We start from the raw sequence: 26,085 nt of genomic DNA, 5'->3' as shown, positions 1-26,085 counted from the left end.
AATTGCCGAGGCGGCTAGAACTTGACGGCTCCGCCGCCCATGCCCTGGATCAGGCGTCGTTGCACGAAGAACGCCGCGATGATGACCGGAACGATCGAGATGATGATGGCGGCGCTCATCGAGCCGAGGTCGACTCCGCGGAACGTGTTGAACGACGAGATGGCCACCGGAAGAAGCTGATTGTTGTTGGGCGCCAGGATGAGCCCGTAGAACATGTCGTTCCAGGACAGGATGAAACCGAAGATCGCCGAGGCGCCGAGGCCCGGGTAGACCTGCGGGATCATCACCTTGCGGAACGCGGCGAACCGGGTGAGACCGTCGACGAGGGCTTGCTCTTCCAGAGACCGGGGAACCGCTTCCCACAGCCCGATCAGAAACCACGTGACGAAAGGCAGCACGAAACTGATGTGCGCGAAGATGACCGGGATCAGCGTCCCGCTCAGGTTCATCGCGTAGCCCGCGGTGAGGAACGGGAACACCAGGACCGCAGGCGGCAGGACCTGAGCGGCGAGCATGCCGAATCTGGTTGCCGACCCTCCGGTCTTGTAGCGGCTGATGGAGTAGGCGGCCATGCTGCCGACGGTGATGCTGATGCCCACGGTTGCGAATGCGACGATCGCGCTGCGGACGACGGCGCTGACGATCGTACTGTCGAGCACGTGTTTCCAGTTGTCCATCGACGGTGAGAATGCGACGAGCCATGGATCGTTGAGTTGTCCCGGGGTCTTGAAGCTGGCGAGCGTGATCCAGGCCAGCGGCAGGACCACAATGGCGACACCGGCGAGGAGAAACCCGATGCGCAGCGCGCTGAAAGATGTGCGCCGTAGGTCACTCATGCTGCGGACTTCTCCATTCGGCGATACACGACGACGATGACTGCGAGCACGAAAGCCAGCACGAGGCAAGCCATTGCGCTCGCCTCACCGAGCCGGAAGAACTGGATCCCGGTCTGGTACATCAGGTACTGGATCGTCTCCGTCTCGGTGCCCGGCCCGCCTCGCGTGGTGGCGTAGACGTACTCGAAGACTTTCAGCGCATCGAGGGCGCGGAGCATGACCGCGACGGTCAGCACCGGCGACAACAGCGGGAGGGTGACCCGGAACAGGGTGTACAGACCACTGGCCCCGTCGACTCTGGCAGCTTCGAGAGGTTGTTTGGGCATGGACTCCAGACCTGCCACCAACAGCAAGACCAGAAACGGTGTCCACTGCCAGACGTCGATGGCGACCAGGGTGAACAGCGCCGAACCGGAGCCGAAGAAGTCGTGATCGACGCCGACCTTGTGCAGTGCGTTGGGTATCACGCCCAGCTGGCTGTTGAGCAGGAACCGGAATACGAGTGCCACGGCGATCGGAGTGATGAACATCGGGATCAGCAGGACCGAACGGGTGAGGTCCTTCATCCAGCGTTGCCGCTGCAGTGCCAGTGCGATCAGGAGTGCGAGTACCAGTTCGGCAACCACCGCGATAACCACATATGTCGCGGTGACTCCGAGCGAGCCGACGAACTTCCCCTGAAACGCCTTGGTGTAGTTGTCGATTCCGACGAACTGTGCCGGCCGCTGTGAGGTCAGCTTCTTGTCGACGAAGCTGAGATACACGGCGTACACCAACGGGAAGCCGATGGCGACGGCGAACACCGCGGCGAACGGTGCCATCATGCCGTAGCGAAACTTTCTCATTGTGCTCTTCTCTAGGCGGTTTCCGCGGAGCGCGGAGGGGGAGCGCTCCGCGGAAACCGGGTCAGCGTCCCGTGATCTGGTCGGCCGCAGCCTGCGCGTCGGCCAGCGCCTGATCGATGGACTTCGCGCCGATCACTGCCTCATTGAGCTGAGTGCCGACCTCCTGCACCATCTGCTCGGCGTTGAGCCCCTGCGCGAACGGGACGTTGTTCTTCAGGATTTCGTCCACGGCGGCGAAGTAACTCTCACCGTTGCCCGTCTTGCGGACCTCGGGGTCGGCGACCGTGGAGATCCGAGTGGGTGCGCCGCCGTGCATGACCCGTTGCTTGTCGGTGTCCTTGTCGGTGACCCAGGAGATGAACGCCCAGGCGGCGTCGGAGTCCTTGGAGTTGGCCGGGATCGCCCACGACCAGACGCCGAGCGCACCGCGGCCACCGGGCATCGGTGCCAATTTGAACTTGCCGGACAGCTCACCGGATTCGGGCGAGTTGAGGCTGGAGGTCAGCCAGTTGTAGCCGACGATGGACGCCGACCCGCCGGAGGACAGTGACCGGATGGTCTCGTCCTGTGCCCAGTTCACACTGTTGGGCGGTGACGCCGACTTCAGGGTGTCGATGTAGATCTGCAGGGCCTTGTGGGCTTCCGGGGTGTCGATCGTCGGCTTGCCGTCCTTGTCGAACATCGAACCGCCGGCCGCGGCGTACCAGCTCGACCATTCCTCGAGAATCTTGTAGCCGCGTTGCGGGCTGTGTGCGATACCGGCGTGCTGGGGTGTGGTCAGCTTGTTGACCGTCGTCACCAGCTCGTCGAGGGTGCCCGGTACCGGTAGGCCCGCCTGCTGCAGCAGGTCATCGCGATAGATGTAGCCCTGGGCGTAGTTGTACATCGGGATGCCGTAGGTGGAGCCGTCGATCTCGTTGACCCCGCGCAGCGAAGGGTAGAAATCGTCGTAGTCCAGCTTGCTCGCCGACTCGATCCGGCTGTCCAACGGTGCCAGGAATCCGGCGTTGACGAAGTCGTCGGTCCAGGGATTGTCGATCATGATCAAGTCATACGTGCCCTGTGGGGCCTGAAACGACGCGACCAGCTTGTCGCGCATCGAGTCGTAGGCGAGCTTCTCGATGTCGACGTTGATGTTCGGGTACGCCGTCTTGAACCCGTCGAGCAGGGACTCGACGGCCTCGGTGTCGTGTTCGTCCTCCATGAGGATTTTCACCGTGCCGGTGTGGTCGGCGGGGATATCACCTGCGCCGCTTCCATTCTCGCTCGCCGGGCCGGAACTCGAACACCCGGCCAGCGCCAGGGTGCCCGCGCCCAACAATGCGGTGGCGGCGGACAACCACTTTTTTTGTGATGCCATATCCCTTCCAATCCTGTTGATTCGGTGGGTGATCAATCCATGAAGGCGCCGCCGTTGACGGCAAGTGCCTCGCCGGTGATGAACCGGGCGTCCTCGGAGAGCAGGAAAGTCAACGCTTTCGCGATGTCCTCCGGCCGTTCGACACGTCCGAGCGGAGTGTCGTCGATCCACATCTGTTTCACCGCTTCGGCAGTGGTGCCGCGCAGCGACGCTTCCCAGGCGAGTTCGCGCTCCTGCATCGGGGTAGCGACATAGCCGGGACAGATGCTGTTGACGGTGATGCCGTGCTCGGCCAGTTCGTAGGCCATCGACTGGGTCAGCCCGATCACCCCGAATTTCGATGCGATGTAGTCGCTGAGGAACGGAACCCGGCCCTGCTTGCCGCCCATCGAGGCGGTGTTGACGATCGTGCCCTTCGTGCGTGTGCGAACCATCGCGCGAGCTGCCGCCTGGCCGCAGATGAACACACCTTTGAGGTTGATGTCGAAGGTCTTCTCGACGCGGTCCAGCGGCATGTCCAGGAAGCGCTCCATGAAGGAGATGCCGGCGTTGCTCACCCACGCGTCGAGCCCGAGCCGGTCGGCGACGTCGTCGGCCACCCGGGCGGCCGCGGCCGGGTCGGTCACGTCAAGCCGCAGATGCTCGTGGTGCTGACCGGCCGCGGTATCGAGCTGCTCGGCACAGGCTTTGGCGGCCTGCTCGTCGACGTCGGTCACGACGATCTGCCAGCCTCGGCGGGCCAGTTCGGTCACCATGGCCTTGCCGATGCCGGATCCCGCACCCGTCACTACGACTGTCTTCGTCAATGTTCTTCCTTCTCTGCTGTTTTCATTGGGTGCGACGGCTGCGATCACTCGTGGGCGACCCGCACGTCGATGCCCTGCTGTCGGGCCGCCTCCAGTACCGGGTCGTCGTGAGAACCGTCGGTCACGATGGTGTTCACCGCGTTCAGTGGCGCGATGTTGACCAGTTGCACCCGGCCGAGCTTGCTCGAGTCGACAGCGAGGATCACGCGGTCGGCGGACTCCATGGCCGCGCGCTTCACGTCACTTTCCTCGCTGTGATAGTCGGTGAGTCCACGCTTGGCGTCGACTCCGGCGACGCCCATGATGTAGGTGTCGCAGTTGTACCGCCGGTAGGTCGCCTGGGCATCGGAGCCGATGAGGCTCAGCTCTCCGGGTCGCATTCGTCCGCCGGTGAGAAAGACCGTGGTGTTGGGTTCGTCGACCAGTTCAAGTGCGGCAAGCACACTCGGAGTGATCACGGTCAAACCCAGTCCACGGCCGCGGATCTGATGCGCCACGGCCAGCGCGGTGCTGCCGCTGTCGATGATGACGGTCTCGTGCTGTTCCAGCAACTCGACGGCAGCCGTTGCGATGTGGGCCTTCTCGGCGGTTGCCGACTCGACCCTGGTGCCGAACGCGGGCTCCTCGGCCTTGTGCGAGTAGGCGATCGCGCCGCCGCGCACCCGGCGTACCGCCCCTTGGGCTTCCAGGACATCGATGTCGCGCCGAATCGTCATCTCCGAGACCTCGAACATCGCGGCCAACGACGCGAAATCCACTTCGCCGTCAGACCGCAGCCGCTCTTCGATGAGGGCTCTTCGCTCTTCGACTGTCATCGGCACCCCTGTGACTATCTGTGAATGATTGACAGTTTTTACTGTGATCTTTCAACTCACGGACGAATGTCGTTAATGTTTAACATAACCGGGTGTGAGATGGGAAGAGGTAACAGAAATGGATTCTGAGCAGCTCGGCAGCCCATCAGCGCTGGCCGCTGAACTCGCTGACGTGGCGCTGGAGGCGGCGCGTGCGGGTGCGGCGGTATTGCGTTCCCGGCCGCGGGCGAGTGCCACTGTGACGGTCAAGGGGGATCGCGGCGACCTGGTCACCGATGTCGATGTCGCCGCCGAGCGCGCGGTGCGGGCCGTGTTGAGCAGTCGCAGGCCCGATGACCATGTCACCGGCGAGGAACTCCCGGGCACGGTCCCCGACGGTGCCAGGGTGCGCTGGTCGATCGATCCGCTGGACGGTACGACCAACTTCACCAGGGGGATTCCGTATTACGCCACCTCGGTGGGCGCGGTCTGTATCCGTACCGGGCTGTGGCTCGCCGGCGCGGTCGACGCTCCGGTGTTGGGCAAGACGTATTACGCCTACCGGGGTGGCGGAGCATGGCTGGCCGACGGCACGGGGGTATACCGGTTGACCGGGCCGGCCCTGGGCGACGACGGTGCCGCACGCCTGCTGGGGATGGGCTATGCCTATTCGGCTGATGTGCGCCGCGCGCAGTGCGGGATGACTGCCGAAATGATGGCCGGGTACACCGACGCTCGAGCCCTCGGGTCGGCGGCGCTGGCGATCTGTGCTGTCGCAGAAGGTGCGTTGGACGCCTACGTCGAGAGTCATCTCGGTGAGTACGACTGGGCGGCCGCGGCGCTGGTGGCCGAAGAGGCGGGGTTGACGGTGCGGCGACCGGCAACGGTGCCCGATGAGCTTCGGGTCACCGCTTCAGGATCCGATTTAACGTGAATTGTTAACAGGAGATTGATACTTCTTCACATTCTCGGCTAGTGTCAGCGACACGTTGCGCTGGCATCGTGAACTCTGGACAGGAGACAGTTCCTTGCGGGGCACCTATCTGATCGGTGTCGATATCGGCACCACCGGAACCAAAACGGTTCTGCTGCACGAAACGGCCGGCATCGTCGCGCAGGCGACGTTGAGCTCGCCGATCTTCTCGGACGGGCCGGCCTATGCCGAGGCGGATGCCTCGGCCTGGGTCACCAACGCGATAGAGGGAATCCGGCAGGTACTGGCCGAATCTCAGATCGACCCGGGGATGGTGGCGGCGGTCTCGGCGACCGGGATGGTCCCCGCTGTGGTATGCCTGGATGCCGGCCTGCGACCGGTGCGCCGGCCGATCCTGCAGAACGATGCCAGGGCCACCCGTGAAATCGACGAGCTAGCGACGGTGATCGACGGTGCGGATATGTTGTCCCGCACCGGCTCCGCGCTCACCCAGCAGTCGGTGGCACCCACAGTGCGCTGGCTGCAGCGCAACGAGCCCGAATGCTGGTCGGCCACGCGCTATCTGGTCGGGTCCTATGACTATGTCCTGATCGCGTTGGGGGCGGATCCACACGTCGAGCAGAACTGGGCGCTGGAGTCCGGCCTGTACACCCTCGACGGGAAGCACTTCGATCCGGCGCTCGAGGCAGTCGGTCTGCCGGGTTCGGCGCTGTGCGAGGTATTCCGGCCCGGCACCAGGGTGGGCACGATCAGCGCGTCGATGGCCGAAACCACCGGCCTGCCGGCCGATGTCGCATTGGTGGTGGGCGGCGCCGACCATGTGTTGTCCGCCTACGCCGCCGGGGTCGATACCGCCGGCGACTGGTTGATCAAGCTGGGCGGTGCCGGTGACATCCTCACTGCCTGCGCCGATCCCATTGTCGATGCACGCCTCTATCTCGACGCGCATCCGCGGCAGGGCACCTGGCTGCCCAACGGGTGTATGGCCACCAGTGGCAGTCTCATCCGCTGGTTCCAGACTCTCATCGGCGGAACGCCATTGGCCGATCTCGACGTCGAGGCCGCCGAGCGCCGTCCGGCGGCGGTGTTGTGCCTGCCGTACTTCCTCGGTGAGAAATCTCCGGTCCACGATCCGCAGTTGCGTGGCGCTTTCATCGGCCTCGAGCTGGCCCACACCGGCGCCGACATGTACCGCGCGGTGCTTGAGGCGATCGCGTTCGGTTTCCGGCACAACGCCGAAGTCATGAGATCGGCGGGAATCTCGTTGTCCCGGGCCAGGGTGACCAACGGTGGTAGCAAGTCCACCCTGTGGAAACAGATCCATGCCGACGTGCTCGGCACAGAGTTGGCGCCGGTGCGTGACCATCCCGGAGCCTCCCTGGGAGCCGCCATCCTGGCGGGTGTGGGAGCCGGTGCGCTCGGTCTCGACGATGCCGCGCGATTCCTCCAATTCGACGCACCGGTGGTACCCGACCGCGAGCGGACGGCGATCTATGAAGAGGCCTATCAGCTGTGGCGGCAGGCGGGCGATGCGCTGGTGCCCATTTCGCACGGACTGACGAGGAGGGCGCGATGAGGATCCGGCACGACCACAAGGTGGCGGTGGCCGACGGCGGCTGGCGGATGGTCGATCTCGGCCTCACCACGGGCCTGGATTCCGGCGACATCACGTTGTTCGACCGGGAGAACGACGTCGTGTACGCACTGCCGGCGCCGTCGGACCGGTTGCCGATCCGCAGCTGGAAGGATGTCCGTCCCGAAGACGTCGCGGTTGTCGACCCCGACGGCAACACCCTGCCGGAGTCGCTCACCGAGCCGACCGTGGAGCTGCCCATGCATCTAGCGATCTATGCGGCCCGGCCCGATGTCAACGCCATCGTGCACACCCATGCCGAGGATTCGCAGGTGTTCGCGGCCGCCGAGAAGGACATACCCACCGCGACCATCGACTCGTACACCCGTGTCGGCTTCGGCCCGATCCGGTGTGGGAAGTTCGGTGTCGTCGCGTCAAAAGAACTGGGCGACAACATGGTCGCGGTGCTTGCCGACGGCAGCAAGGCAGCTTTGATGGCACGGCACGGCGCGGTGGCGCTTGGCCCGGACCTGGCTGACGCGCTGTTCACCGCCACCGTCATCGAGAAAGCCGCGCGGCAGGCGATGAAGGTGGCGTCGCTGGGGGTCACTCCCGAACAGCTCAGCCTCTACCACATTTTCGAACACGATCTTGCGCGCGACATCGAGGAAGGACGCGTCCACCTCGACACCCAGACAGTCACGATCCAGAGCTTGGCCTGAGGGACAAGAAGAACAAGAGGAGATTAGGTAAACCATGCAATGGCTTGACGATGTCTTTGGGGTGCACAAACCGGTGATTGCGATGCTGCACCTGGATGCGCTGCCGGGCGATCCGTCCTTTGACACGGTGGCCGGGATGCGAGCGGTGGTGGACAACGCGCGTCGCGACCTCGATGCGCTTCAGTCCGGTGGGGTCGACGCGGTGATGTTCTCCAACGAGTTCAGCCTGCCGTACCTGACGAAGACCGAGCCGATCACCGCGATCGCCATGGCCCGCGTGGTCGGTGAACTCCTCGACGAGGTCCGCGTGCCGTTCGGCGTGAACGTGCTGTGGGACGGCGTGGCGTCGATCGACCTCGCCGCGGCGACCGGTGCGAAGTTCGTGCGGGAGATCTTCACCGGTGTCTACGGCAGTGATTTCGGGTTGTGGAACACCAATGTGGGCCAGGCGGCCCGGCACCGCCGCCGCGTCGATGCCGGCGGTGTCCGGCTGTTGTTCAATGTGGTCCCGGAGGCCACGGCGTATCTGGGCGAGCGGGATCTCGCCGACGTCACCCGGTCCACGGTGTTCAACGCCAAGCCCGACGCGCTGGTCGTCTCGGGGCTCACCGCCGGTGCGCCGACCGACACCTCGGCACTGTCGACGGTCAAGAACAATGCCGGCGACGTCCCGGTTTTCGTCAACACCGGGATGCGGGTGGAGACCGCCGAGGCGCAGCTGAGCATCGCCGACGGCGCTGTCGTCGGTACCGCGTTCAAGAAGGACGGGGTGTTCGAGAACCACGCGGATCGTGAACGAGTGGAGAAGCTGATGGCTGTGGTCAAGAACTTCCGGCAGAACTAACCGGCTGTAGGTCGAGTCGGTCCGTCGGCGATGAGTCTGCCGGTGCCCACAGGTCTACCTCTCTACCGAGACAACAAACTCAACTGGGAGTAACGCCATGGGGCTCATCGAGATCGAAATGTTCGCAACGCTGGATCTCGTCGCGCAGGCGCCCGGCGGCCCGGACGAGGACCCGCTGGGGTTCGCGTTCGGCGGTTGGCAGGCGCCGCTCATCGACGACGTCTCCGGGGCGCAGGTCGGCGCCGCCTACGAGGGCACCGACGCACTCCTGCTCGGCCGGCGGACATACGACATCTTCGCTGCCCACTGGCCACGCCAACAGGACGAATTCGGCACGCTGTTCAACAGCATCCCGAAGTACGTGGCCTCTCGTGGCAAGCCGGATCTGTCATGGGCGGGCTCGACCCAGCTCGGTCCGGATCTTGCCGGCGCGGTCCGCGAGATCCGGGACAGGCACGCGCACGTGAAGGTGGTCGGGAGCTTGAACCTGGTCCAGACACTCCTGCGCGAGAAGCTCTTCGACCGACTCGACCTGTGGGTGCATCCGATCATGCTGGGCAGCGGAAAGAAGGTGTTCGACGGTGGCGCGGTGCCCACCAATGTCACACTGCTGCAGCCGCCTGTGGCCAGTCCGAACGGCATCGTGTATCTGCGTTACGGCCTCGCCGACGGCAGCCCGGGAACGGGTGACATGGGCGAGCGCTCATGAATCGAGCGCCCACCGCCTACAGCTCTTCGCGTACCGGATCGGCCGGCACCAGGGGCACAGCCACCAGCGGCAGCAACGCACACACCGCGAACGCTACCGGGTAGCCGGCCACCCCGATCAGAGCGCCGAACAACGGTGCCCCGCTGGCAGTCGCCAGATGCTGTGCGGTGTTCTGTGTGCCCAGTGCGCGTCCGCTCCAGAAGGGGCCGGCGATCTCCGCGATGGCTGTGAACGCCAAACCGTTGTCGGACACCGTGATCACCGAGGCGACGACGATCAACGCCACGCTGATCGGGGAGTCCAGCCAATCGGTGAGCGCCAGCAGACCCATCGTCGCTGCCGCCGCCAGCGCGATCGTCCGAATGGGACGCAACCGCTGACCGACGACATCCGACCAGCGGCCGGCGGCGATCCGCCCTGCCGCGCCCAGCAATTGGGCCACCGTCACCAGCGTGCCCGCCGAGGCGGCCGACCAGCCTCTGTCGCTCATCAACCACACCAGTGTGAAGGTCCACACCATGCCCTGGGGCACGACCAGCAGCACCGACACCGCGTGGATGCGCCACAACACGTTCGAGCCACGATAGGGATTGGCCAGGTGCTCGGCAGGCGCCTCGTGACGTGGTGGCCGCGGCGGGTCGAGCACGCCCACTGCGCAGATCACCGCCGACAGCACGCAGACCACGGCGGGAAAGAGCAACGCGGTTGTGGCCCCATGTGATTCGGCCAATCGCGGAATGACCAACGCGCCCAAGCCGACACCCAAAGGTGTTGCCGTCTGCCGGATTCCCATCGCCAGCCCGCGCTGTTCGGGCGGGAACCAGCCGACCACAACCCGGCCGCTCGCCGAATTGCTGCTGGCCGCAGCCATTCCGCCCAGCAGCAGGAACATGCCGACAGTGATGAGTGAGTGAGACGAAGCCGCGCCGAAGGCTGCTGCCGCGGTCAGTGCCGAGCCCACGGTCAGCACGATCCGCTCCCCGACGCGGTCGACGATGTAGCCCCAGGCGATCAAGGTGATCACGAGCCCGAAGCTCGGCATCGACGACAGGAGACCGGCCTTGGCCAGATCCAGGCCGAGTTCGGCGTGCAGGGTGGGGATGAGGAACGCTGCGCCATTGATGAACACGTTGGCGCAGGTGGTCGCGGTCAGTGCGATCGCCAACATCGACCAGCGGCGGAACGTGCTGATCGATGAATTCGGCATATTCGCATGGTGCCACAGCCATCTCATCATCCTGAATTTCAATCTCAGGATATGGGACGATGATTACGTGTGTTGCGTCATACCGCCCGGGCTCAGTAGCCCCTGCGGATCCAGCGCGGATTTGACGGCGCGGTGTACGTCCAGCGCCGTCGGGTCCAATTCGCGGGTCAGCCAGTGGCTTTTGAGCCGGCCGATACCGTGCTCGCCGGCAATCGTGCCGCCCAGTTCGAGGGCGGTGGCGGTGATGGCGTTGAACGCATCCTGCGCTGCCTGGCGACTCGCCGGATCGGCGTCATCGAAGATGATGGTCGGATGCAGGTTGCCGTCGCCTGCGTGTCCGAACACGCCGATGGTGAGCTGATGCCGGCGGGCGATCTCCTCGATCGCCGCGATCAGAGCGGTGATCTCGGTCCGGGGTACACACACGTCGTCGAGCAGCCAGTCGCCGAGACTTTCGAGTGCCGGCAGCGCGAGTCGACGGGCCTCGAGCAGCATCAACCCTTCAGCAATGTCATCGGTGATCGCGACGTCTTCGGCGCCCGCGCCTGCACACAGATCGCCGATCGTGGCGATATCGGATGCATCGCTCTGGGCCAGCAGCAGAGCGGCCACGTCACCACCGAGATCCATCCGGGCCACGGCGTCGACTGCCCGCACCGTGGTCCGGTCGAGGATTTCGAGCATGCTCGGGGTGATTCCGGCTCGCACGATGTCGGAGACCGCGTGCCCGGCCGCACCGAGATCGGCGAACGCCGCCACCATGGTGTGAACCGGTGCCGGGGCGGGTAGCAGTTTCAGGGTGGCTTCGGTGACGATGCCGAGGGTGCCCTCCGATCCGACGAAGAGCCGGGTGAGGTCATAGCCGGCAACGCCTTTCACGGTGCGCCGGCCGGTCCTCATGACGCGCCCGTCGGCCAGCACCACTTCCAGGCCCAAGACGAAATCAGCCGTGACGCCGTAGCGCACACAGCACATTCCGCCCGCGTTGGTCGCGATGTTCCCACCGATCGTGCAGATCTCGACGCTGCCGGGGTCGGGCGGATAGAACAGCCCGGCCTCTCGTGCCGCGGCTGCCACACTGGCCGTGATCACTCCGGGTTGGACCACGGCCAGCCGATTTCCGGTGTCGATCTCCAGGATTCGGTCCATGCGGTGCATCGAGAGCACGATGGCGTCGGGCGTGGCGTTCGCCGCGCCGACCAACCCGCTTCCGGCGCCGCGGGCAATCACGGGCACACCGTGGCGCGACGCCGCCTGCAGGCACCGCGAGACGTGGTCGGTGGACCGTGGAAACACCACCGCAGCCGGGGAATGTGCAGTGGTGAAACGAGACTGGTCACGCGCATAGGCGGCGGTGATATCGGGGTCGGTGACCACCGCACCGGTCGGGAGCGCCTCGCCGAGCTCGGCGATCAGGGCTGCGACACTCACGACGCCACCGGCGGCCAGGAGCTCTCTTCGAGCGCGGACCGGATCGTTCGTTTGACGATCTTGCCGTACCCGGACTTGGGAATCTCGTCCCAGACGAAGATGTGCCGAGGCAATTTATAGCGTGCGACTCGCGTGCCGAGCCACCGAGTCAGCTCGGCGACGTCGATGTCGTTGCCCGCCGAGGGAACACACACCGCGACGCCCACTTCGCCCCACACCGCATCGGGCATGCCGAGTACCGCGCACTCCGAGACGGCCGGATGCTGCAGCAGTTTCTCCTCGATGTCACGCGGATAGACATTGGAACCACCGGAGATATACATGTCCGAGGCCCTGCCGGTGACGTAGAGGAATCCGTACTCGTCGAGCAGTCCGAGATCGCCTGTGCGGAACCAACCGTCGCGGAACGCGGAGCTGTTGGCCGCGTCGTTGTCGAGATATCCCGCACACACCGCAGGACCGGCAACGCAGATCTCACCCTGAGTGCCGGGCGGCAGTTCGGAACCGCCGTCATCCTGGATGCTCACCTGTATCCCGGTCCGGGGGACGCCGCAGGTGCCGATCTCGACGCCGGCGGGGCGCGGGTGGTTGTGCAGACGGGGCGGGAGGACCGTGATGTTTCCGGTGACCTCGCCGAGGCCGTAATACTGCACAAGCACATCGCCGAGAACCTCACGGGCGTGGCGCTGGTCTGCCTCGTACATCGGGGCGCCCGCGTAGATCACATATCGCAGCGACGAATGGTCGCGGGTGTGGACGTCCGGGTGTTCGGAAAGCAGCTTGAGGATGGTCGGCACCGTGAACATGTTCGTCACGCACTCTCGTTCGACGAGTTCCCAGATCTCGCCGCCGTCCAGCTTCGGCGATGTGGTCAGCACCGACGCGGCACCCGCCGCGACCTGAGGGAGCAGATGGATACCGGCGCCGTGCGACAACGGGGCCACCACGAGAGACACATCGCCTTCGGTGGTACCGGGCATGAGGTCGCACAGGTGGTTGGTGACCACGAAACCCATTTGATCGTGGGTCAGCACCGCCGCTTTCGGTGCTCCACTGGTACCTGAGGTGAAGAAGTACCAGGCGTGATCACCGTTGCGCACAGGCGCATTGGCGGTGTCGGTGACGACAGTCTGCGCGGCAACCGAATCCGGCTCTTCGGCAGGGGCGCCCAGCCACAGCACACCCGCAGGAAGGTCGATCTCGCTGCGTACAGCGTCGGCATATTCGCGATAGTCGTCGCCGCACAGCATCGCCACCGGCCGGCAGGTCCGGGCGATTCCGGCCACATCGGGCGCGGTCAGGCGGACGTTGGTCGGCGCGATCACCGCGCCGACGCGCCAGATGGCGAACAGCGACTGCACATATTCGAGGTGATTCACGCCGTGGATCAACACACAGTCACCCGAATCCACACCACGTTCGCGCAGGGCATGGGCCAATGCACTGACGCGTTCGTCGAGTTCGCGCCAGCTCCAACGGGTTGCGCCGTGGACCAAGGCGGTGCGCTCGGGCAGTCGCCGGGCCGTCTGGGTGAGGAACTGGGCCAGATTCATCGCGCGCTGCGTCACCGAACCGCCTCCAGAACCGTGGCGTAGTTGGCCACAGCCGCACCACCCATGTTGAACACCGCAGCCCGCGACGGGCCGGGCAGCTGCATGGCGCCCGCCTCACCGGTCAATTGCATTGCGGCCAGGACATGCTGGGAGACTCCCGTCGCACCGACCGGATGCCCCTTGGACTTCAGGCCGCCGGAAACGTTGACCGGCAGGCGGCCATCCCGCTCCGTGACGCCCTCCTCGATCACGAAACTGCCCTTGCCGGGCTCGGCCAGGCCGAACGCTTCGTACTCCATCAGCTCGGCCTGGGTGAAGCAGTCGTGGGTCTCGATGAGGTCCAGGTCGTCGAGGGTGATCCCGGCCTCGGCCAGGGCACCGCGAAACGCGTCGCGAGCGCCGTCGAAAAACAGCGGATCCCGGCGCCGGGCCAAGGGCAGGGGTTCGTTGGCCTGGGCGCGTCCGCCGACGCGGACAGACCGTCGCGCGGTGATGCCGGGCGCGGCGACAACCACCGCGGCGGCGCCGTCGGACACCATCGAGCAGTCGCTGCGCAGCAGTGGTCCGGCCACCACCGGGTTGCGCTCGGATTCGGTGGCGCAGAAGTCGAATCCGAGATCCTTGCGCAGATGGGCGAACGGATTGTGCACGCCGTTGCGGTGGTTCTTGGCGGCGATCCTGGCCAGCGCATCGTGCTGATTCCCGAACCGTTCGGCGTAGCCGGCGGCCAGCTCACCGAAGATGCCCGCGAAGCTCCCGGCGCCGGCCTCGGTCCGCCGGTGCGAAGCGCCCAGAAGGATGTCATTGACCTGATCGCCGGTCACCGCGGTCATCTTCTCCGCGCCGACCACCAGTGCTGTTCTACCGCGGCCGGATTCGACGAAGTCGAGTGCACCGAACAACGCCGCGCTGCCCGTGGCGCACGCGTTCTCCAAGCGCACCGCCGGAGTGCGGGCCAGTTCGGGACAACCCACGCCGACCAGCCCGGCCTCGAAGCTCTGCCGAGAGAAGCCGTTGTTGAACACACCCACGAAGATGCCGTCGATGTCGGATGGGGCCAGCTCGGCGTCGGCGACGGCCTGCATCGCCACCTCGGCGATGAGTGCTTCGACATCCGGCGTTTCGAGCTTGCCGAACCGACTGTGTGCCCAGCCGATGAGATTTGGGGTGGAAACCATGGTCCGAAGTTTCGCCGTCTGGGTGTGAGCCGTACCACCTACTACAGTCGGACGGATGCACGCCGCCTTGCTACAAAACGAGAAAGGCCCAGGAATTCCGCACAGATGATGGACCGGGGTAGGACTGAACTTGAGCGGTTGGTCGACGATCTGGCCGACCGTCTGCAGCGATCGGTGGTCGTCGACGACCCGACGATCAGACTGATCTACTCCAGTAGGCATTTCGGCGACGAGGACGACCAACGCGTGCGGGCCGTGCTCCAGCACGACGTGGGCGGCAGCGCGACGGCGCACATCCTCGGCTGCGGTGTCGAATCCTGGCAGGGCCCCGCCGAGATCCCGGCCCGCACGGACCTCGGGATGGCGCGGCGCTGGTGTGCTCCGCTGCGGTGGCACGGACATTTCCTCGGTGTGCTGATGGTGATCGACGCCGCAACCACGTTGACCGCGGCCGAGGCCGCCGATATCGAACTGTGTAGTGCCGATGTCGCCGCACTGCTGTACCGCGAGCGCGGTCGCCGGGTCGACGGTCGACTCGACCGGGAAGTGGCGGTCGCAGAATCGTTGTCGACCGACCCCACGCGCCGGGAACGGGGATTGGCGGCACTACGAACAGAGGAGACGTTCCGCTGCGACGGAGCCTCCAGCGTTTCGTCGGTCCGCGTCAGCGGTGGCGTCGACACCATGCGGGTCGAAGCCATGCTGCGGTCGGTGCTCGAGATCGTCACCCGTGACCGCGGCGCCCGGGTGGCCTTCACCGTCCGTGGCTCCGACGCGGCCATCGTGCAGACCTGGGCCACCGACGCCGACCCGGCCGTCGAACGACGGCTGGCCGAGGCCGTCATCGAGCGAATGTCGATCGTCGGCGGAGGAAACGTGCGAGCGGTGTGCGGCATAGGGACTCAACGGCCCGACATCGCGTCGGCTTGGGAATCATTGCGCCACAGCGAGGTGGCTGTCGAAGCGAGTATGCGGGTGCCCGCCGTGGGCGAGATCTCCCGCTACGACGAACTCGGCGCATACGCGGTGTTCATGCGCCTGCCCGAGGCGGCGCTGACCCCGGATATCCTGCCCGGCCCATTGCGCTCCCTTCTGGATGCCGACACCCACGGCACTCTCGTCGAGACCCTCGCGGCGTATCTCGATCACGCCGGAAACAGCCCGCGTACAGCCGAGGCCCTGCACATCCACCGAACATCCCTGTACTACCGGTTGGGCCGGGTGCGCGAGATCACCGGGGCTGACCTTGACGATGGTGCCACCCGCTTGGCGCTGCAGGTGGGGCTGGCGATCCTGCCGTTGCTCACCCTGGATGACAACCAGTTTTCGACAAAGTGAGAAATCGGTACCCGGCAATCCCTCTCGCTGTTGGTGGTGTGCGCCGTCACAACGGCTCGATACTCGCTGTGCTCGCCGTCACACTCGGACCGGCGGCCCACCACAGCCCACTGGGGCGCTGAGATGAATCGAAGGCATGCATGACCACACCGGCCACAGGCTCCGGGCAGGCGCGCAAGGTTGTCGCGGCGAGCTTGCTCGGTAACACCATCGAGTACTACGAATTCTTCATCTACGGGCTGTGCGCCTCGCTGATCTTCAACAAGCTGTTCTTTCCGTCGTTCGATCCCGTTGTCGGGACGCTTCTTTCACTGACGACGTTCGCAATCGCGTTCGTCGCCCGGCCGATCGGCGGCTGGGTGGCCGGCCATTTCGGCGACCGGCTGGGACGTCGCGCCATGCTGGTGCTCACCCTGTCGGGAATGGGATTGGCAACGACGCTGATCGGCCTGCTGCCGACCTACGACACGATCGGTGTCGCGGCGCCGATCATGTTGACCGTTCTGCGTTTCCTGCAAGGCTTCTCCCTCGGCGGTGAGGCCAGCGGGGGATTCCTGATGGCACTCGAACATGCCAGTGGAAGCAAGCGCGGACTGGTGACCGGCGTCGTCGGCACCGGCAACGTGTGTGGCCTGCTCCTGGCGAACGGCGTATTCCTGGCTGTCAGCCAGCTTCCGGAAGACCAGTTGATGTCGTGGGGCTGGCGGATCCCGTTCCTGTTGAGCGCTGTGCTGGTGGCAATCGGTCTCTACATCCGCCTGCACCTGGAGGAGAGCCCGGTGTTCCAGGCGGCCCAGGCCAGCGGCGTGGTCAGTGAGAGTCCGTCGAAGGAGTTGTTCCGTGGTCACTGGAAGCAGGTGATCGGAGTCGCGTTGGCGAACATGCCCACCAACGTCATCTTCTATCTCGGCTCGGTGTTCGCGCTGAGCTATGCGTCATCGGTCGGCGCCAACCGTTCGACCGTGCTGGCGGTGGTGATGGCCACTGCCGCGATTCTCATCGTGGCCATGCCGTATTTCGGCTCACTCGGTGACCGCATCGACCGCAAGAAGATCCTGCTGGCCGGCATCGCGCTGATGGCGGTGGCACCGTTCCTGTTCTTCCCACTCATCGCCACCGGAAACCCATGGTTGATGCTCATCGGCTTCCTCGTGCTGTTCTCCGGTTTCGCCGCCAACTACGGTGCGCTCAACGCTTTCCTCCCGCACCAGTTCCCGGCCAGGCTCCGTTACTCCGGCGTGGCCATCGGCACCAATGTCGGCGGCGTCTTCGGTGGCGCGCTGGCGCCGATCATCGCGACCGCACTGCTCGGCCGGTTCCACAGCTGGGTCCCGATCGCGCTCTACCTGTTGGTGATCATGGTCGCCGCGGCCGTCGCCACCGCGGCGTTGAGTGAGCGGCCCGACGCGTTGGACGATGCCGCCGACAGCGGCACGGTCGCCGAAGAACCCCGTATCGCGGCCCCGGCACAGGTGGCCGGCGCATGACGGGCACGGGCAGGAACGTCGTATTCGTCGGGGTCGGCGCGATCGGGCTGCCGATGGCACGCCAGGTGGCAGCCGCCGGACATGCGGTCCGGGCGGTCGAACCCTCGCCGGCTCGACGAGAAGCGGCCGCGCGCGCCGGGATCGCGATCGTCGACATGGCGGCGGTAGCCGATGCCGATCTGATCATCGCGATGGTGGCAACCGCCGACCAGCTCGACGCCGCGCTCGTAGGTGAGGGCGGTGCTCTGAAGCGGATGAAGCCCGAGTCGATCTGCGTGATCATGTCGACCGTGGGGCCGGTCGCGGTCCAGAAGGTGGCCGACACGGCGTCCGAATACGGTGTCGGGGTACTCGACGTACCGGTCACGGGCGGAGTGCGCGGTGCCGAGCAGGGGACATTGACGCTGCTGGCATCCGGTGCTCCCGAGACGCTGGTCGAAGTCGAGGCAGTACTGGAGTCCATGGGATCGATCCACCGGTGCGGCAACCGGATCGGCGATGGGCAGTCCTACAAGCTGGTCAACCAGCTGCTGTGCAGTGTGCATCTGGCCGCCGCGGCTGAAGCACTCACCCTGGCCGAGGGTTTGGGCCTCGATCCGGAGCGCGTGCTCGAAGCGGTGAGCTCAGGAGCGGGCGCGTCGTGGATGCTGTCGGACCGGGGACCCCGCATGCTCGCTGACGACGTCGAGATCACCACGACGGTGGACATCTTCGTCAAGGATTCCGGGCTGGTCGCCGACGCCGCGGGCGACATCGGTTTCCCGGCACCGTTGTTGACCGCTGCGCGCAACGCATTCCGGTTGGCCGCCGCACTGGGCCATGGTGGCGAGGATGACTCGCGGGTTCACCGGGCCTATCAGCTCAGCATTGGTGAACCGGAGATCCTGGTGCAATAGCCTGTGCCCGTGAACAAGTGGTTGGCGGCAACTGTTGTGTTGCTCTGTGGACTGGTAACGGCGCCCCAGGCGACGGCGGCCGCGCCGAACTGGTCGGGCCTGGATGCCCGTCACTACGACGCACCGATTCCGGTGGCCGGCACCCTGATCGAGACGGTGCCGCTGGATCCCGCGTTGTCGGTACCGGGCGCGGCCGGTGCCTATCGAATCCTGTATTCGACAGTCGATCAACACGATTCACCCGCACTCAGCACCACGGCGGTATTCATCCCACATGGTCGCGCGCCCGAAGGTGGCTGGCCGACCATCGCATGGGCACACGGAACCGTCGGACTCGGTGATGATTGCGCGCCGTCGGCGCAGCCGCGCAGCGCAAGGGATGTGGAGTACCTCACGCATTGGCTCGACGAGGGCTACGCCGTCGTCGGCTCCGATTACGCCGGGCTCGGCACGCCGGGGCTGATGAGCTACCTCAACAGCGTGGCCACCGCCCACAGCGTCGTCGACTCGGTCATCGCGATGCACCAGATGGAGCTGCCGTTGTCGCCGAAATGGGCCATCGTCGGCCAGTCGCAAGGCGGCGGAGCCGCGGTCAACAGTGCGCGCTGGGCCACCGAATTCAGTCGCGGGACCGGTCTGGACTATCGCGCCGTGGTGGCCACCGGCACGCCGTTCAACGTCGAGAGCATCGTCAAACAGTCAGGGCCCGACATGGCGCTGCCGCCGAATCTGGGGCCCGCGGCCAACAGCTACACGGGCTACATCCTGGCCGGTTTCCGGGAGGCCCGCCCCGACATCGACGTCAACAGCGTGCTGACGCCGGCCGGGCTGGCCGCGGTCGACAAGGCCGAGACGCTGTGCAAACCGGAACTGGACCAACAGCTCAGCGGCATCACGCCGGCCCGATTCTTCAGCGCCCCGCTGGCCGCCGTGCCCGGCGCAGCCGACGCTCTCGATGCCTACCTCGGCACGCCGACCAGCGGCTATGACCGGCCGATCTTCCTGGGGGTCGGGCTCCGGGACCGAGATGTCCCGCCGAGCATGTCGCAGCAGCTCGACGATCAGCTTCGGGCCAATGGGCAGAACGTCATCCTCAAGGTGTATCCCGACGAGGATCATTCCGGCACCGTGCTGGCCTCGATTCCGGATTCCACGCCGTTCCTGGCAGCGGCGTTCGCGGGCTGACGGAACCCGGACGGGAGGCGTCAGCGCTGGTGGTAGGACGCTGCGCACTACCCTGGTCAAAATGCGCTTAGGTCGAATCGCCAGTCCCGACGGCGTCGCTTTCGTCAGTGTCGAAGGCGACGGTGCCGATGCCGTCTGCAAAGAGATCGCCGAACATCCGTTCGGTAATCCCAACTTCACCGGGCGGAGCTGGCCGCTGGCCGACGTCCGCCTGCTCGCGCCCATCCTGGCCAGCAAGGTGATCTGCATGGGCAAGAACTACGAGGCCCACGCCGCGGAGATGGGCGCGGTAGCTCCCGAGGATCCGGTGATCTTCCTCAAGCCGAACACCGCGATCATCGGGCCCAACGTGCCGATCCAGTTGCCGGCCGACGCCAATCCCGTCCACCACGAGGGCGAATTGGCGATCGTCATCGGGCGGCCCTGCAAGGACGTGCCCGCCGCACGCGCAGCCGAGAACATCCTGGGCTACACCATCGCCAACGACGTCTCGGCGCGGGACCAACAGGCAAAGGACGGCCAGTGGATGCGGGCGAAGGGCCACGACACCTTCTGCCCCGTGGGTCCGTGGATCGTCACGGATCTCGACCCGTCGGACCTTGAGATCCGCACCGAGGTGACCAGTGGAATTGCCGGCGCCGCCGGCGGCGAAGTGCGCCAGCGCAGCCGGACCTCGTTGATGATCCACGACATCGGCGCCATCGTCGAGTGGGTCTCGGCGGTGATGACGCTGCTGCCGGGCGATCTGATCCTCACCGGAACACCCGAAGGCGTCGGCCCGATCGAAGACGGTGACACCGTGAGCGTCACTGTCGAAGGCATCGGCACCCTTACCAATCCCGTTGTGCGAAAAGGAAAGTGATGACGCGGATGCGAGGAGCAAGGAAATGACGGCGTCAAATGTCCGGGTGAGGTTCTGCCCGTCGCCTACCGGCACCCCGCACGTCGGGTTGGTCCGCACCGCGCTGTTCAACTGGGCCTACGCCCGGCACACCGGCGGGACCTTCGTCTTCCGCATCGAGGACACCGATGCCGCGCGTGACAGCGACGAGAGCTACGCGGCGATCCTCGACGCGCTGCGATGGTTGGGGCTCGACTGGGACGAAGGACCCGAGATCGGCGGCCCGTACGAGCCGTACCGGCAGTCGCAGCGCAGCGAGATCTATCAGGACGTGATCGCGCGTCTGCTTGAGGCAGGCGAGGTCTACGAGGCGTTTTCGACACCGGGGGAGGTCGAAGCCCGGCACATCGCCGCAGGCCGAAATCCCAAGCTGGGCTACGACAACTTCGACCGCACCCTCACCGACGAGCAGCGGGCGCGGTTCGCCGCCGAGGGCCGTCAGCCGGTGTTGCGGCTGAGCATGCCGGACGAAGACCTCGGCTGGACCGATCTGGTGCGCGGGCCGGTGAGCTTTCCGGCGGGCTCGGTGCCGGATTTCGCGATCACCCGCGCCAACGGAGATCCGTTGTACACCTTGGTCAACCCGGTCGACGACGCCCTGATGAAGATCACCCACGTGCTGCGCGGCGAGGACATCATGCCCTCGACGCCGCGCCAGATCGCGCTGTACCAGGCCCTGATGCGGATCGGTGTGGCCGAGCAGGTGCCTCAATTCGCCCACTTGCCAAGTGTTCTCGGCGAGGGCAACAAGAAGCTGTCCAAACGCGATCCGCAGTCGAACCTGTTCCTGCACCGGGACCGCGGTTTCCTGCCGGAGGGGCTGCTGAACTACCTGGCGCTGCTGGGCTGGGGCATCGCCGACGATCACGACGTGTTCAGCCTGGACGAGATGGTGGCCGCGTTCGACGTGGCAGACGTGAACTCCAACCCGGCGCGGTTCGACCAGAAGAAGGCCGATGCCATCAATGCCGAGCACATTCGGCAGCTCACGCCCGAGGATTTCACCGCCCGGTTACGCGCCTATCTCGATGCCCACGGTCACGACACCGGTTTGGACGAGGCCCCGTTCGCCGAGGCGGCCGCGTTGGTCCAGACCCGCATCGTCGTCCTCGGCGATGCGTGGGGCCTGCTGAAGTTCTTCGACGACAAGTCCTACGAGATCGAGGAGAAGGCCGCGGCCAAGGAGCTGCGCGAGGAGGCCGCACCGGTCCTGGACGCCGCGCTGAGCGCCTTGGAGGAGGTCGGCGAGTGGAACACCGCCAACATCGAGGCAGCGCTCAAGGCGGCGCTTCTGGACGGTCTGGAACTCAAGCCACGTAAGGCGTTCGGACCTATCCGCGTCGCAGTCACGGGCTCGACGATCAGCCCGCCGCTGTTCGAGTCGATGGAACTGCTCGGCGTCGACCGCAGCCTTGAGCGGTTGCGGGCCGCCCGGGCCACGCTGTGAACCCCCGGGAGTGACGGGGCTTGGTAAAGAGCGCCGAAAATCTTTGGTAGTCTGCTCGTCGGCCCGAAAAGCAAAACGGGGAGGCCCCCGCAGAGCCGATCGGATCGAAATTGCCTGTGACCTGCGGTGATGGGCAATTATTGGGGTATGGTGTAATTGGCAACACAGCGGTTTCTGGTACCGCCATTCTAGGTTCGAGTCCTGGTACCCCAGCCATCCGGACGGCATCAGAGCGATTAGGTGAGCACGACCGCCTAGGCTATGCTGACCATCCGGAAGTTCTAGCCCCCGTCGTCTAGCGGCCTAGGACGCCGCCCTCTCACGGCGGTAGCGTGGGTTCGAATCCCATCGGGGGTACAGCAGTAGAAGCGCCCAGTTCTCACGAACTGGGCGCTTTTGCGTTGCCGGGTTTGCGTGCTCTGGACAAGGGGTCCCGGACCGCCACGCCGGGCGCTCAACCGCGTGCTGAGATTCGCCTCACAGTCGTCGGGTGAGCGCATCGGCCGCGGCAAGTAGATCGGCGGCCCAGCGGGCCCCCGGCCGGCGGCCCATGCGGTCGATCGGTCCGGACACCGACACCGCGGCGATCACGGCGCCACGCCCGTCACGCACCGGTGCCGAGACGCTGGCCACACCTGGCTCACGCTCGGCGGCGCTCTGCGCCCAGCCACGTTTGCGAACTTCGGCCAGCGTCCGATCGGTGAATTTGGCGGCCGGCAGCACGGCCTGCTGGGTGGCCGGGTCGGCATAGGCGAGTAGCACTTTGGCGCCGGAACCGGCCGTCATCGGCAAGTGGGTACCCACCGGCACGGTGTCGCGCAGGCCGGCCGGAGGCTCCAATGCCACGACACAGACCCGTGATTGCCCCTCGCGCCGGTACAGCTGCACGCTCTCGCCCGTGATTTCGCGCAGGCGGGGCAGGACCGCGGCCCCGGCCGCCAGGAGCGGATCGTTGACGTGGGAGGCCAATTCGGTCAGTGCGGGGCCCAGGCGCCAGCGTCCGTCGCCGTCACGGGCCAGCAGGCGGTGGGTTTCGAGCCCCGCGGCCAGCCGGTGGGCGGTCGCGCGGGGCAGTCCGGTCCGCTCGCAGAGTTCGGCCAGCCCGCAAGGTGACTCGGCCACGGTATGCAGCACACCCACGGCTTTGTCGAGAACGCCGATGCCGCTATCATTTCTCACAGAGAGATACTAACGTCTCGCATTGTGAGATGACAGGCGAGATGGCGACAGTAGCTCCCAGCCCTGGCGGACTCTTGATGCAAGCCCGCATTGCCCGTTAATGGAATCGAGAAGTAGCGATGGATCAATCGACACAGACATCCGTAAAGCCGCGCACCCTGGCCGAAAAGGTCTGGGAAGACCACGTCGTGGCGCGCGGCGAGGGAGAGGGCGCCGCCAGGGAGCCCGACCTGATCTACATCGACCTGCATCTCGTCCACGAGGTCACCAGCCCGCAGGCGTTCGACGGCCTGCGATTGGCGGGGCGGCCGGTGCGACGGCCCGACCTGACGATCGCCACCGAGGACCACAACGTCCCCACGGTCGATATCGACAAGCCGATCGCGGATCCGATTTCGCGCACCCAGGTCGAGACATTGCGGCGCAACTGCGAGGAATTCGGCATTCGGCTGCACCCGATGGGCGATGTCGAACAGGGCATCGTGCACATCATCGGACCGCAGCTGGGACTGACGCAGCCGGGCATGACGGTCGTGTGTGGGGACAGCCACACCTCGACCCACGGCGCGTTCGGCGCCATCGCGATGGGCATCGGCACCTCCGAGGTGGAACACGTGATGGCCACGCAGACACTGCCGCTCAAGCCGTTCAAGACCATGGCGGTCAACGTCGACGGTGTGCTGCCGCCCGGGGTCAGCGCCAAGGACATCATCCTGGCGGTGATCGCCAAGATCGGAACCGGCGGCGGGCAGGGCCATGTCATCGAATACCGGGGCAGTGCCATCGAGGCGCTGTCCATGGAAGGCCGGATGACGATCTGCAACATGAGCATCGAGGCCGGGGCGCGCGCCGGCATGGTCGCCCCTGACGAGACCACCTTCGAATTCCTCAAGGGCCGCCCGAACGCTCCCAAGGGGGCTGACTGGGACGCCGCGATCACCGCGTGGAGCCAGTTGCGCACCGACGAGGGCGCCGAATTCGACACCGAGGTCTACCTGGATGCCTCCACGCTGAGCCCGTTCGTCACGTGGGGAACCAACCCGGGGCAGGGTGTCCCGCTGTCCGCGTCGGTGCCCGATCCGGAGCTGATCGGCGACGACGGCGAGCGTCAGTCGGCGGAGAAGGCTTTGGCCTACATGGATCTTCGACCCGGGATGGCGATGCGTGACATCGCCGTGGACACGGTTTTCGTCGGGTCCTGCACCAACGGCCGGATCGAGGATCTGCGCGTGGTGGCCGACGTGCTGCGCGATCGCAAGGTCGCCGACGGGGTTCGGATGCTGGTCGTGCCGGGCTCGATGCGCGTCCGTGCCCAGGCCGAATCGGAAGGTCTCGACCGGGTATTCACCGCGGCAGGCGCCGAATGGCGTCAGGCCGGTTGTTCGATGTGTCTGGGCATGAACCCCGATCAACTGTCTCCGGGTCAGCGCTGCGCCTCGACGTCCAACAGGAATTTCGAAGGCCGACAGGGTAAGGGCGGCCGCACCCACCTGGTGTCGCCGGCCGTGGCGGCAGCCACCGCGGTGCGCGGAAAACTGGCGTCCCCAGCCGATCTGCCAGCCGCAACCCGTTAAGCAAATCAGAAGGAGAAGCGTGATGGAGGCTTTTAGCACTCACACCGGTATCGGTGTGCCGCTGCGACGATCCAATGTCGACACCGACCAGATCATCCCCGCCGTCTATTTGAAGCGGGTAACCCGAACGGGTTTCGAGGACGGATTGTTCGCCGCCTGGCGCAATGATCCGTCGTTCATTCTGAATCTCCCGCCATTCGACAAAGGCTCGGTGTTGGTCGCCGGACCCGATTTCGGCACCGGATCCTCACGCGAACATGCCGTATGGGCGCTCATGGACTATGGCTTCCGGGTGGTTATCTCATCTCGATTCGCCGACATTTTCCGCGGCAACGCCGGCAAGGCCGGGCTATTGGCGGCCGAAGTCGCCCAAGACGATGTCGAGCTCTTGTGGAAGCTGATCGAGCAGAATCCGGGGTTGGAAATCACTGTGAATCTTCAAGATCGAAATATCGTCGCCGGAACGGTTGTGGTGCCGTTCAGAATTGACGACTACACGGCCTGGCGGCTGCTCTCCGGACTCGACGATATAGGCCTTACGCTGCGGAAACTCTCGTCGATCGAGGATTACGAGAAGCGCCGGCCGGCCTGGAAGCCGCGCACTCTGCCGGCCTGATCGGGGGCCTCGTACGGGTGCATCGGCACCCGAATTCGCCGCCTGCCAAACCGGTTCTGGACCCAGCCCAGGGGAGTCCAAGTGGGGCAAGCGGATTGCCGGAATGTTCGCTAGCTACGCCTGAAATTGCGCGTGGCTCTTGGAAATCAGTGGTCACAGGGTTTACCGTGTCCTCTAGTCGGTCCAAGGAGGACCACTGGTTTCGGAGGTTTTGGATGAACAAAGCGGAGCTCATCGACGTACTCACAACAAAACTGGGCACCGATCGTCGGCAGGCTACCGCCGCGGTGGAGAACGTTGTGGACACCATCGTCCGCGCGGTGCACAAGGGCGACAGCGTCACGATCACCGGCTTCGGTGTTTTCGAGCAGCGCCGGCGCGCTGCCCGTGTGGCGCGTAACCCGCGTACCGGCGAGACGGTGAAGGTCAAGCCCACCTCGGTGCCGGCTTTCCGTCCGGGCGCACAGTTCAAGGCGGTTGTCTCTGGGGCGCAGCGCCTCCCGTCTGAAGGTCCGGCCGTCAAGCGCGGCGTGACCGCAGGCCCGGCCAAGCGTGCCGCCAAGAAGGCGCCCGCCAAGAAGGCACCCGCCAAGAAGGTGGCTGCCAAGAAGGCACCGGCCAAGAAGGCCGCGACCAAGGCTCCCGCCAAGAAGGCCGCGACCAAGGCACC

23 protein-coding genes, 2 tRNA genes and 1 pseudogene are annotated in these 26,085 nt (G+C 65.6%); 16 read left to right on the top strand and 10 right to left on the bottom strand.

All coding sequences use genetic code 11. The features are described 5' to 3' along the window. Window positions 1-14: 14 nt before the first annotated feature. The 5 genes from H977_RS0130455 to H977_RS0130435 form a co-directional block, all read right to left on the bottom strand. Window positions 15-836: a carbohydrate ABC transporter permease gene (locus H977_RS0130455; RefSeq protein ID WP_036477752.1), complete on the bottom strand. Its 822-nt coding sequence runs from the start codon at window positions 834-836 to the stop codon at window positions 15-17. After that, on the bottom strand, window positions 833-1,681 hold the full coding sequence (locus tag H977_RS0130450; RefSeq protein ID WP_036477749.1) for a carbohydrate ABC transporter permease: 849 nt from the start codon (window positions 1,679-1,681) through the stop codon (window positions 833-835). Before H977_RS0130450 ends, H977_RS0130455 begins: the two co-directional genes overlap by 4 nt. 61 nt (window positions 1,682-1,742) lie before the next feature. Continuing rightward, the gene (locus H977_RS0130445; RefSeq protein ID WP_029111402.1) at window positions 1,743-3,041 is read right to left on the bottom strand and encodes an ABC transporter substrate-binding protein; all 1,299 of its coding nucleotides are present in this window, start codon (window positions 3,039-3,041) and stop codon (window positions 1,743-1,745) included. A gap of 32 nt (window positions 3,042-3,073) precedes the next feature. Beyond that, window positions 3,074-3,847, bottom strand: a complete 774-nt coding sequence (locus H977_RS0130440) for an SDR family NAD(P)-dependent oxidoreductase (RefSeq protein WP_029111401.1) — start codon at window positions 3,845-3,847, stop codon at window positions 3,074-3,076. A 44-nt stretch (window positions 3,848-3,891) separates the two neighbouring features. After that, a complete protein-coding gene (locus H977_RS0130435) occupies window positions 3,892-4,662 on the bottom strand; it encodes a DeoR/GlpR family DNA-binding transcription regulator (protein ID WP_036477746.1) in 771 nt (256 codons plus the stop codon). Window positions 4,663-4,780: 118 nt separating this feature from the next. Here H977_RS0130435 and H977_RS0130430 point away from each other — a divergent pair, with 118 nt between their 5' ends. The 5 genes from H977_RS0130430 (at window position 4,781) to H977_RS0130410 (ending at window position 9,423) form a co-directional block, all read left to right on the top strand. Continuing rightward, window positions 4,781-5,575: an inositol monophosphatase family protein gene (locus H977_RS0130430; RefSeq protein ID WP_081681912.1), complete on the top strand. Its 795-nt coding sequence runs from the start codon at window positions 4,781-4,783 to the stop codon at window positions 5,573-5,575. Between the two features lie 94 nt (window positions 5,576-5,669). Continuing rightward, window positions 5,670-7,151, top strand: coding sequence for an FGGY-family carbohydrate kinase (locus H977_RS0130425; protein ID WP_029111398.1), 1,482 nt, complete (start codon window positions 5,670-5,672; stop codon window positions 7,149-7,151). Continuing rightward, window positions 7,148-7,870 (top strand): class II aldolase/adducin family protein, encoded by a 723-nt coding sequence (locus H977_RS34595; protein WP_051289233.1) that lies wholly within the window; start codon window positions 7,148-7,150, stop codon window positions 7,868-7,870. Before H977_RS0130425 ends, H977_RS34595 begins: the two co-directional genes overlap by 4 nt. Window positions 7,871-7,904: 34 nt before the next feature. Then, on the top strand, window positions 7,905-8,714 hold the full coding sequence (locus H977_RS0130415) for a BtpA/SgcQ family protein (protein WP_029111397.1): 810 nt from the start codon (window positions 7,905-7,907) through the stop codon (window positions 8,712-8,714). 97 nt (window positions 8,715-8,811) lie between these two features. After that, on the top strand, window positions 8,812-9,423 hold the full coding sequence (locus tag H977_RS0130410) for a dihydrofolate reductase family protein (RefSeq protein ID WP_029111396.1): 612 nt from the start codon (window positions 8,812-8,814) through the stop codon (window positions 9,421-9,423). 16 nt (window positions 9,424-9,439) lie between these two features. Here the strand turns inward: H977_RS0130410 and H977_RS0130405 are convergent, their stop codons facing one another. The 4 genes from H977_RS0130405 to H977_RS0130390 all read right to left on the bottom strand — a co-directional run bounded on the left by H977_RS0130405 (window position 9,440) and on the right by H977_RS0130390 (window position 14,792). Further along, the gene (locus tag H977_RS0130405; RefSeq protein ID WP_029111395.1) at window positions 9,440-10,630 is read right to left on the bottom strand and encodes an MFS transporter; all 1,191 of its coding nucleotides are present in this window, start codon (window positions 10,628-10,630) and stop codon (window positions 9,440-9,442) included. 63 nt (window positions 10,631-10,693) lie between these two features. Next, window positions 10,694-12,061 carry an FAD-binding oxidoreductase gene (locus H977_RS0130400; protein WP_231396097.1) on the bottom strand — a complete coding sequence of 456 codons (1,368 nt, stop codon included), beginning with the start codon at window positions 12,059-12,061 and terminating at the stop codon, window positions 10,694-10,696. Continuing rightward, window positions 12,058-13,629, bottom strand: coding sequence for an acyl-CoA synthetase (locus H977_RS0130395; RefSeq protein ID WP_029111393.1), 1,572 nt, complete (start codon window positions 13,627-13,629; stop codon window positions 12,058-12,060). The genes H977_RS0130400 and H977_RS0130395 overlap by 4 nt, the downstream gene beginning before the upstream one ends. Next, window positions 13,626-14,792: a thiolase domain-containing protein gene (locus H977_RS0130390; RefSeq protein ID WP_029111392.1), complete on the bottom strand. Its 1,167-nt coding sequence runs from the start codon at window positions 14,790-14,792 to the stop codon at window positions 13,626-13,628. Before H977_RS0130390 ends, H977_RS0130395 begins: the two co-directional genes overlap by 4 nt. A gap of 105 nt (window positions 14,793-14,897) precedes the next feature. Between H977_RS0130390 and H977_RS0130385 the strand changes: the two genes are divergently transcribed. From H977_RS0130385 to H977_RS0130350, 8 genes are all read left to right on the top strand, one after another. Further along, window positions 14,898-16,130 (top strand): PucR family transcriptional regulator, encoded by a 1,233-nt coding sequence (locus H977_RS0130385; RefSeq protein ID WP_029111391.1) that lies wholly within the window; start codon window positions 14,898-14,900, stop codon window positions 16,128-16,130. A gap of 140 nt (window positions 16,131-16,270) precedes the next feature. Then, window positions 16,271-17,617 (top strand): MFS transporter, encoded by a 1,347-nt coding sequence (locus H977_RS0130380; protein ID WP_029111390.1) that lies wholly within the window; start codon window positions 16,271-16,273, stop codon window positions 17,615-17,617. Further along, window positions 17,614-18,513, top strand: a complete 900-nt coding sequence (locus H977_RS0130375) for an NAD(P)-dependent oxidoreductase (protein WP_029111389.1) — start codon at window positions 17,614-17,616, stop codon at window positions 18,511-18,513. Before H977_RS0130380 ends, H977_RS0130375 begins: the two co-directional genes overlap by 4 nt. A 9-nt stretch (window positions 18,514-18,522) precedes the next feature. After that, window positions 18,523-19,698 carry an alpha/beta hydrolase family protein gene (locus H977_RS0130370; protein WP_051289229.1) on the top strand — a complete coding sequence of 392 codons (1,176 nt, stop codon included), beginning with the start codon at window positions 18,523-18,525 and terminating at the stop codon, window positions 19,696-19,698. 61 nt (window positions 19,699-19,759) lie between these two features. Next, window positions 19,760-20,560, top strand: a complete 801-nt coding sequence (locus tag H977_RS0130365; RefSeq protein ID WP_029111387.1) for a fumarylacetoacetate hydrolase family protein — start codon at window positions 19,760-19,762, stop codon at window positions 20,558-20,560. A 25-nt stretch (window positions 20,561-20,585) separates the two neighbouring features. Then, entirely contained in the window at window positions 20,586-22,046 is a 1,461-nt protein-coding gene (gltX, locus tag H977_RS0130360; RefSeq protein WP_036477742.1) for a glutamate--tRNA ligase, read from the top strand. Window positions 22,047-22,187: 141 nt separating this feature from the next. Further along, window positions 22,188-22,262 (top strand) — tRNA-Gln (locus H977_RS0130355). Window positions 22,263-22,330: 68 nt separating this feature from the next. Continuing rightward, window positions 22,331-22,403: transfer RNA gene (locus tag H977_RS0130350), tRNA-Glu, on the top strand. 120 nt (window positions 22,404-22,523) lie between these two features. On the opposite strand, the gene H977_RS0130345 is transcribed toward H977_RS0130350, so the two are convergent. After that, complete coding sequence (locus H977_RS0130345) at window positions 22,524-23,225, bottom strand: IclR family transcriptional regulator (protein WP_029111385.1); 702 nt, start codon at window positions 23,223-23,225, stop codon at window positions 22,524-22,526. A 119-nt stretch (window positions 23,226-23,344) separates the two neighbouring features. Here H977_RS0130345 and leuC point away from each other — a divergent pair, with 119 nt between their 5' ends. The 3 genes and pseudogenes from leuC to H977_RS34240 all read left to right on the top strand — a co-directional run. Then, the gene (gene leuC, locus H977_RS0130340) at window positions 23,345-24,799 is read left to right on the top strand and encodes a 3-isopropylmalate dehydratase large subunit (RefSeq protein ID WP_029111384.1); all 1,455 of its coding nucleotides are present in this window, start codon (window positions 23,345-23,347) and stop codon (window positions 24,797-24,799) included. Between the two features lie 22 nt (window positions 24,800-24,821). Then, a complete protein-coding gene (leuD, locus tag H977_RS0130335) occupies window positions 24,822-25,415 on the top strand; it encodes a 3-isopropylmalate dehydratase small subunit (protein ID WP_029111383.1) in 594 nt (197 codons plus the stop codon). Between the two features lie 215 nt (window positions 25,416-25,630). Next, window positions 25,631-26,085: pseudogene (locus H977_RS34240) on the top strand (HU family DNA-binding protein); the annotation flags it as partial.

Source organism: Mycobacterium sp. URHD0025 (assembly GCF_000426065.1).
Classification (GTDB): Bacteria; Actinomycetota; Actinomycetes; order Mycobacteriales; family Mycobacteriaceae; genus Mycobacterium.
The sequence above is the reverse complement of the archived record's forward strand: the minus strand, read 5'-3'. Positions and strand labels throughout refer to the sequence as shown.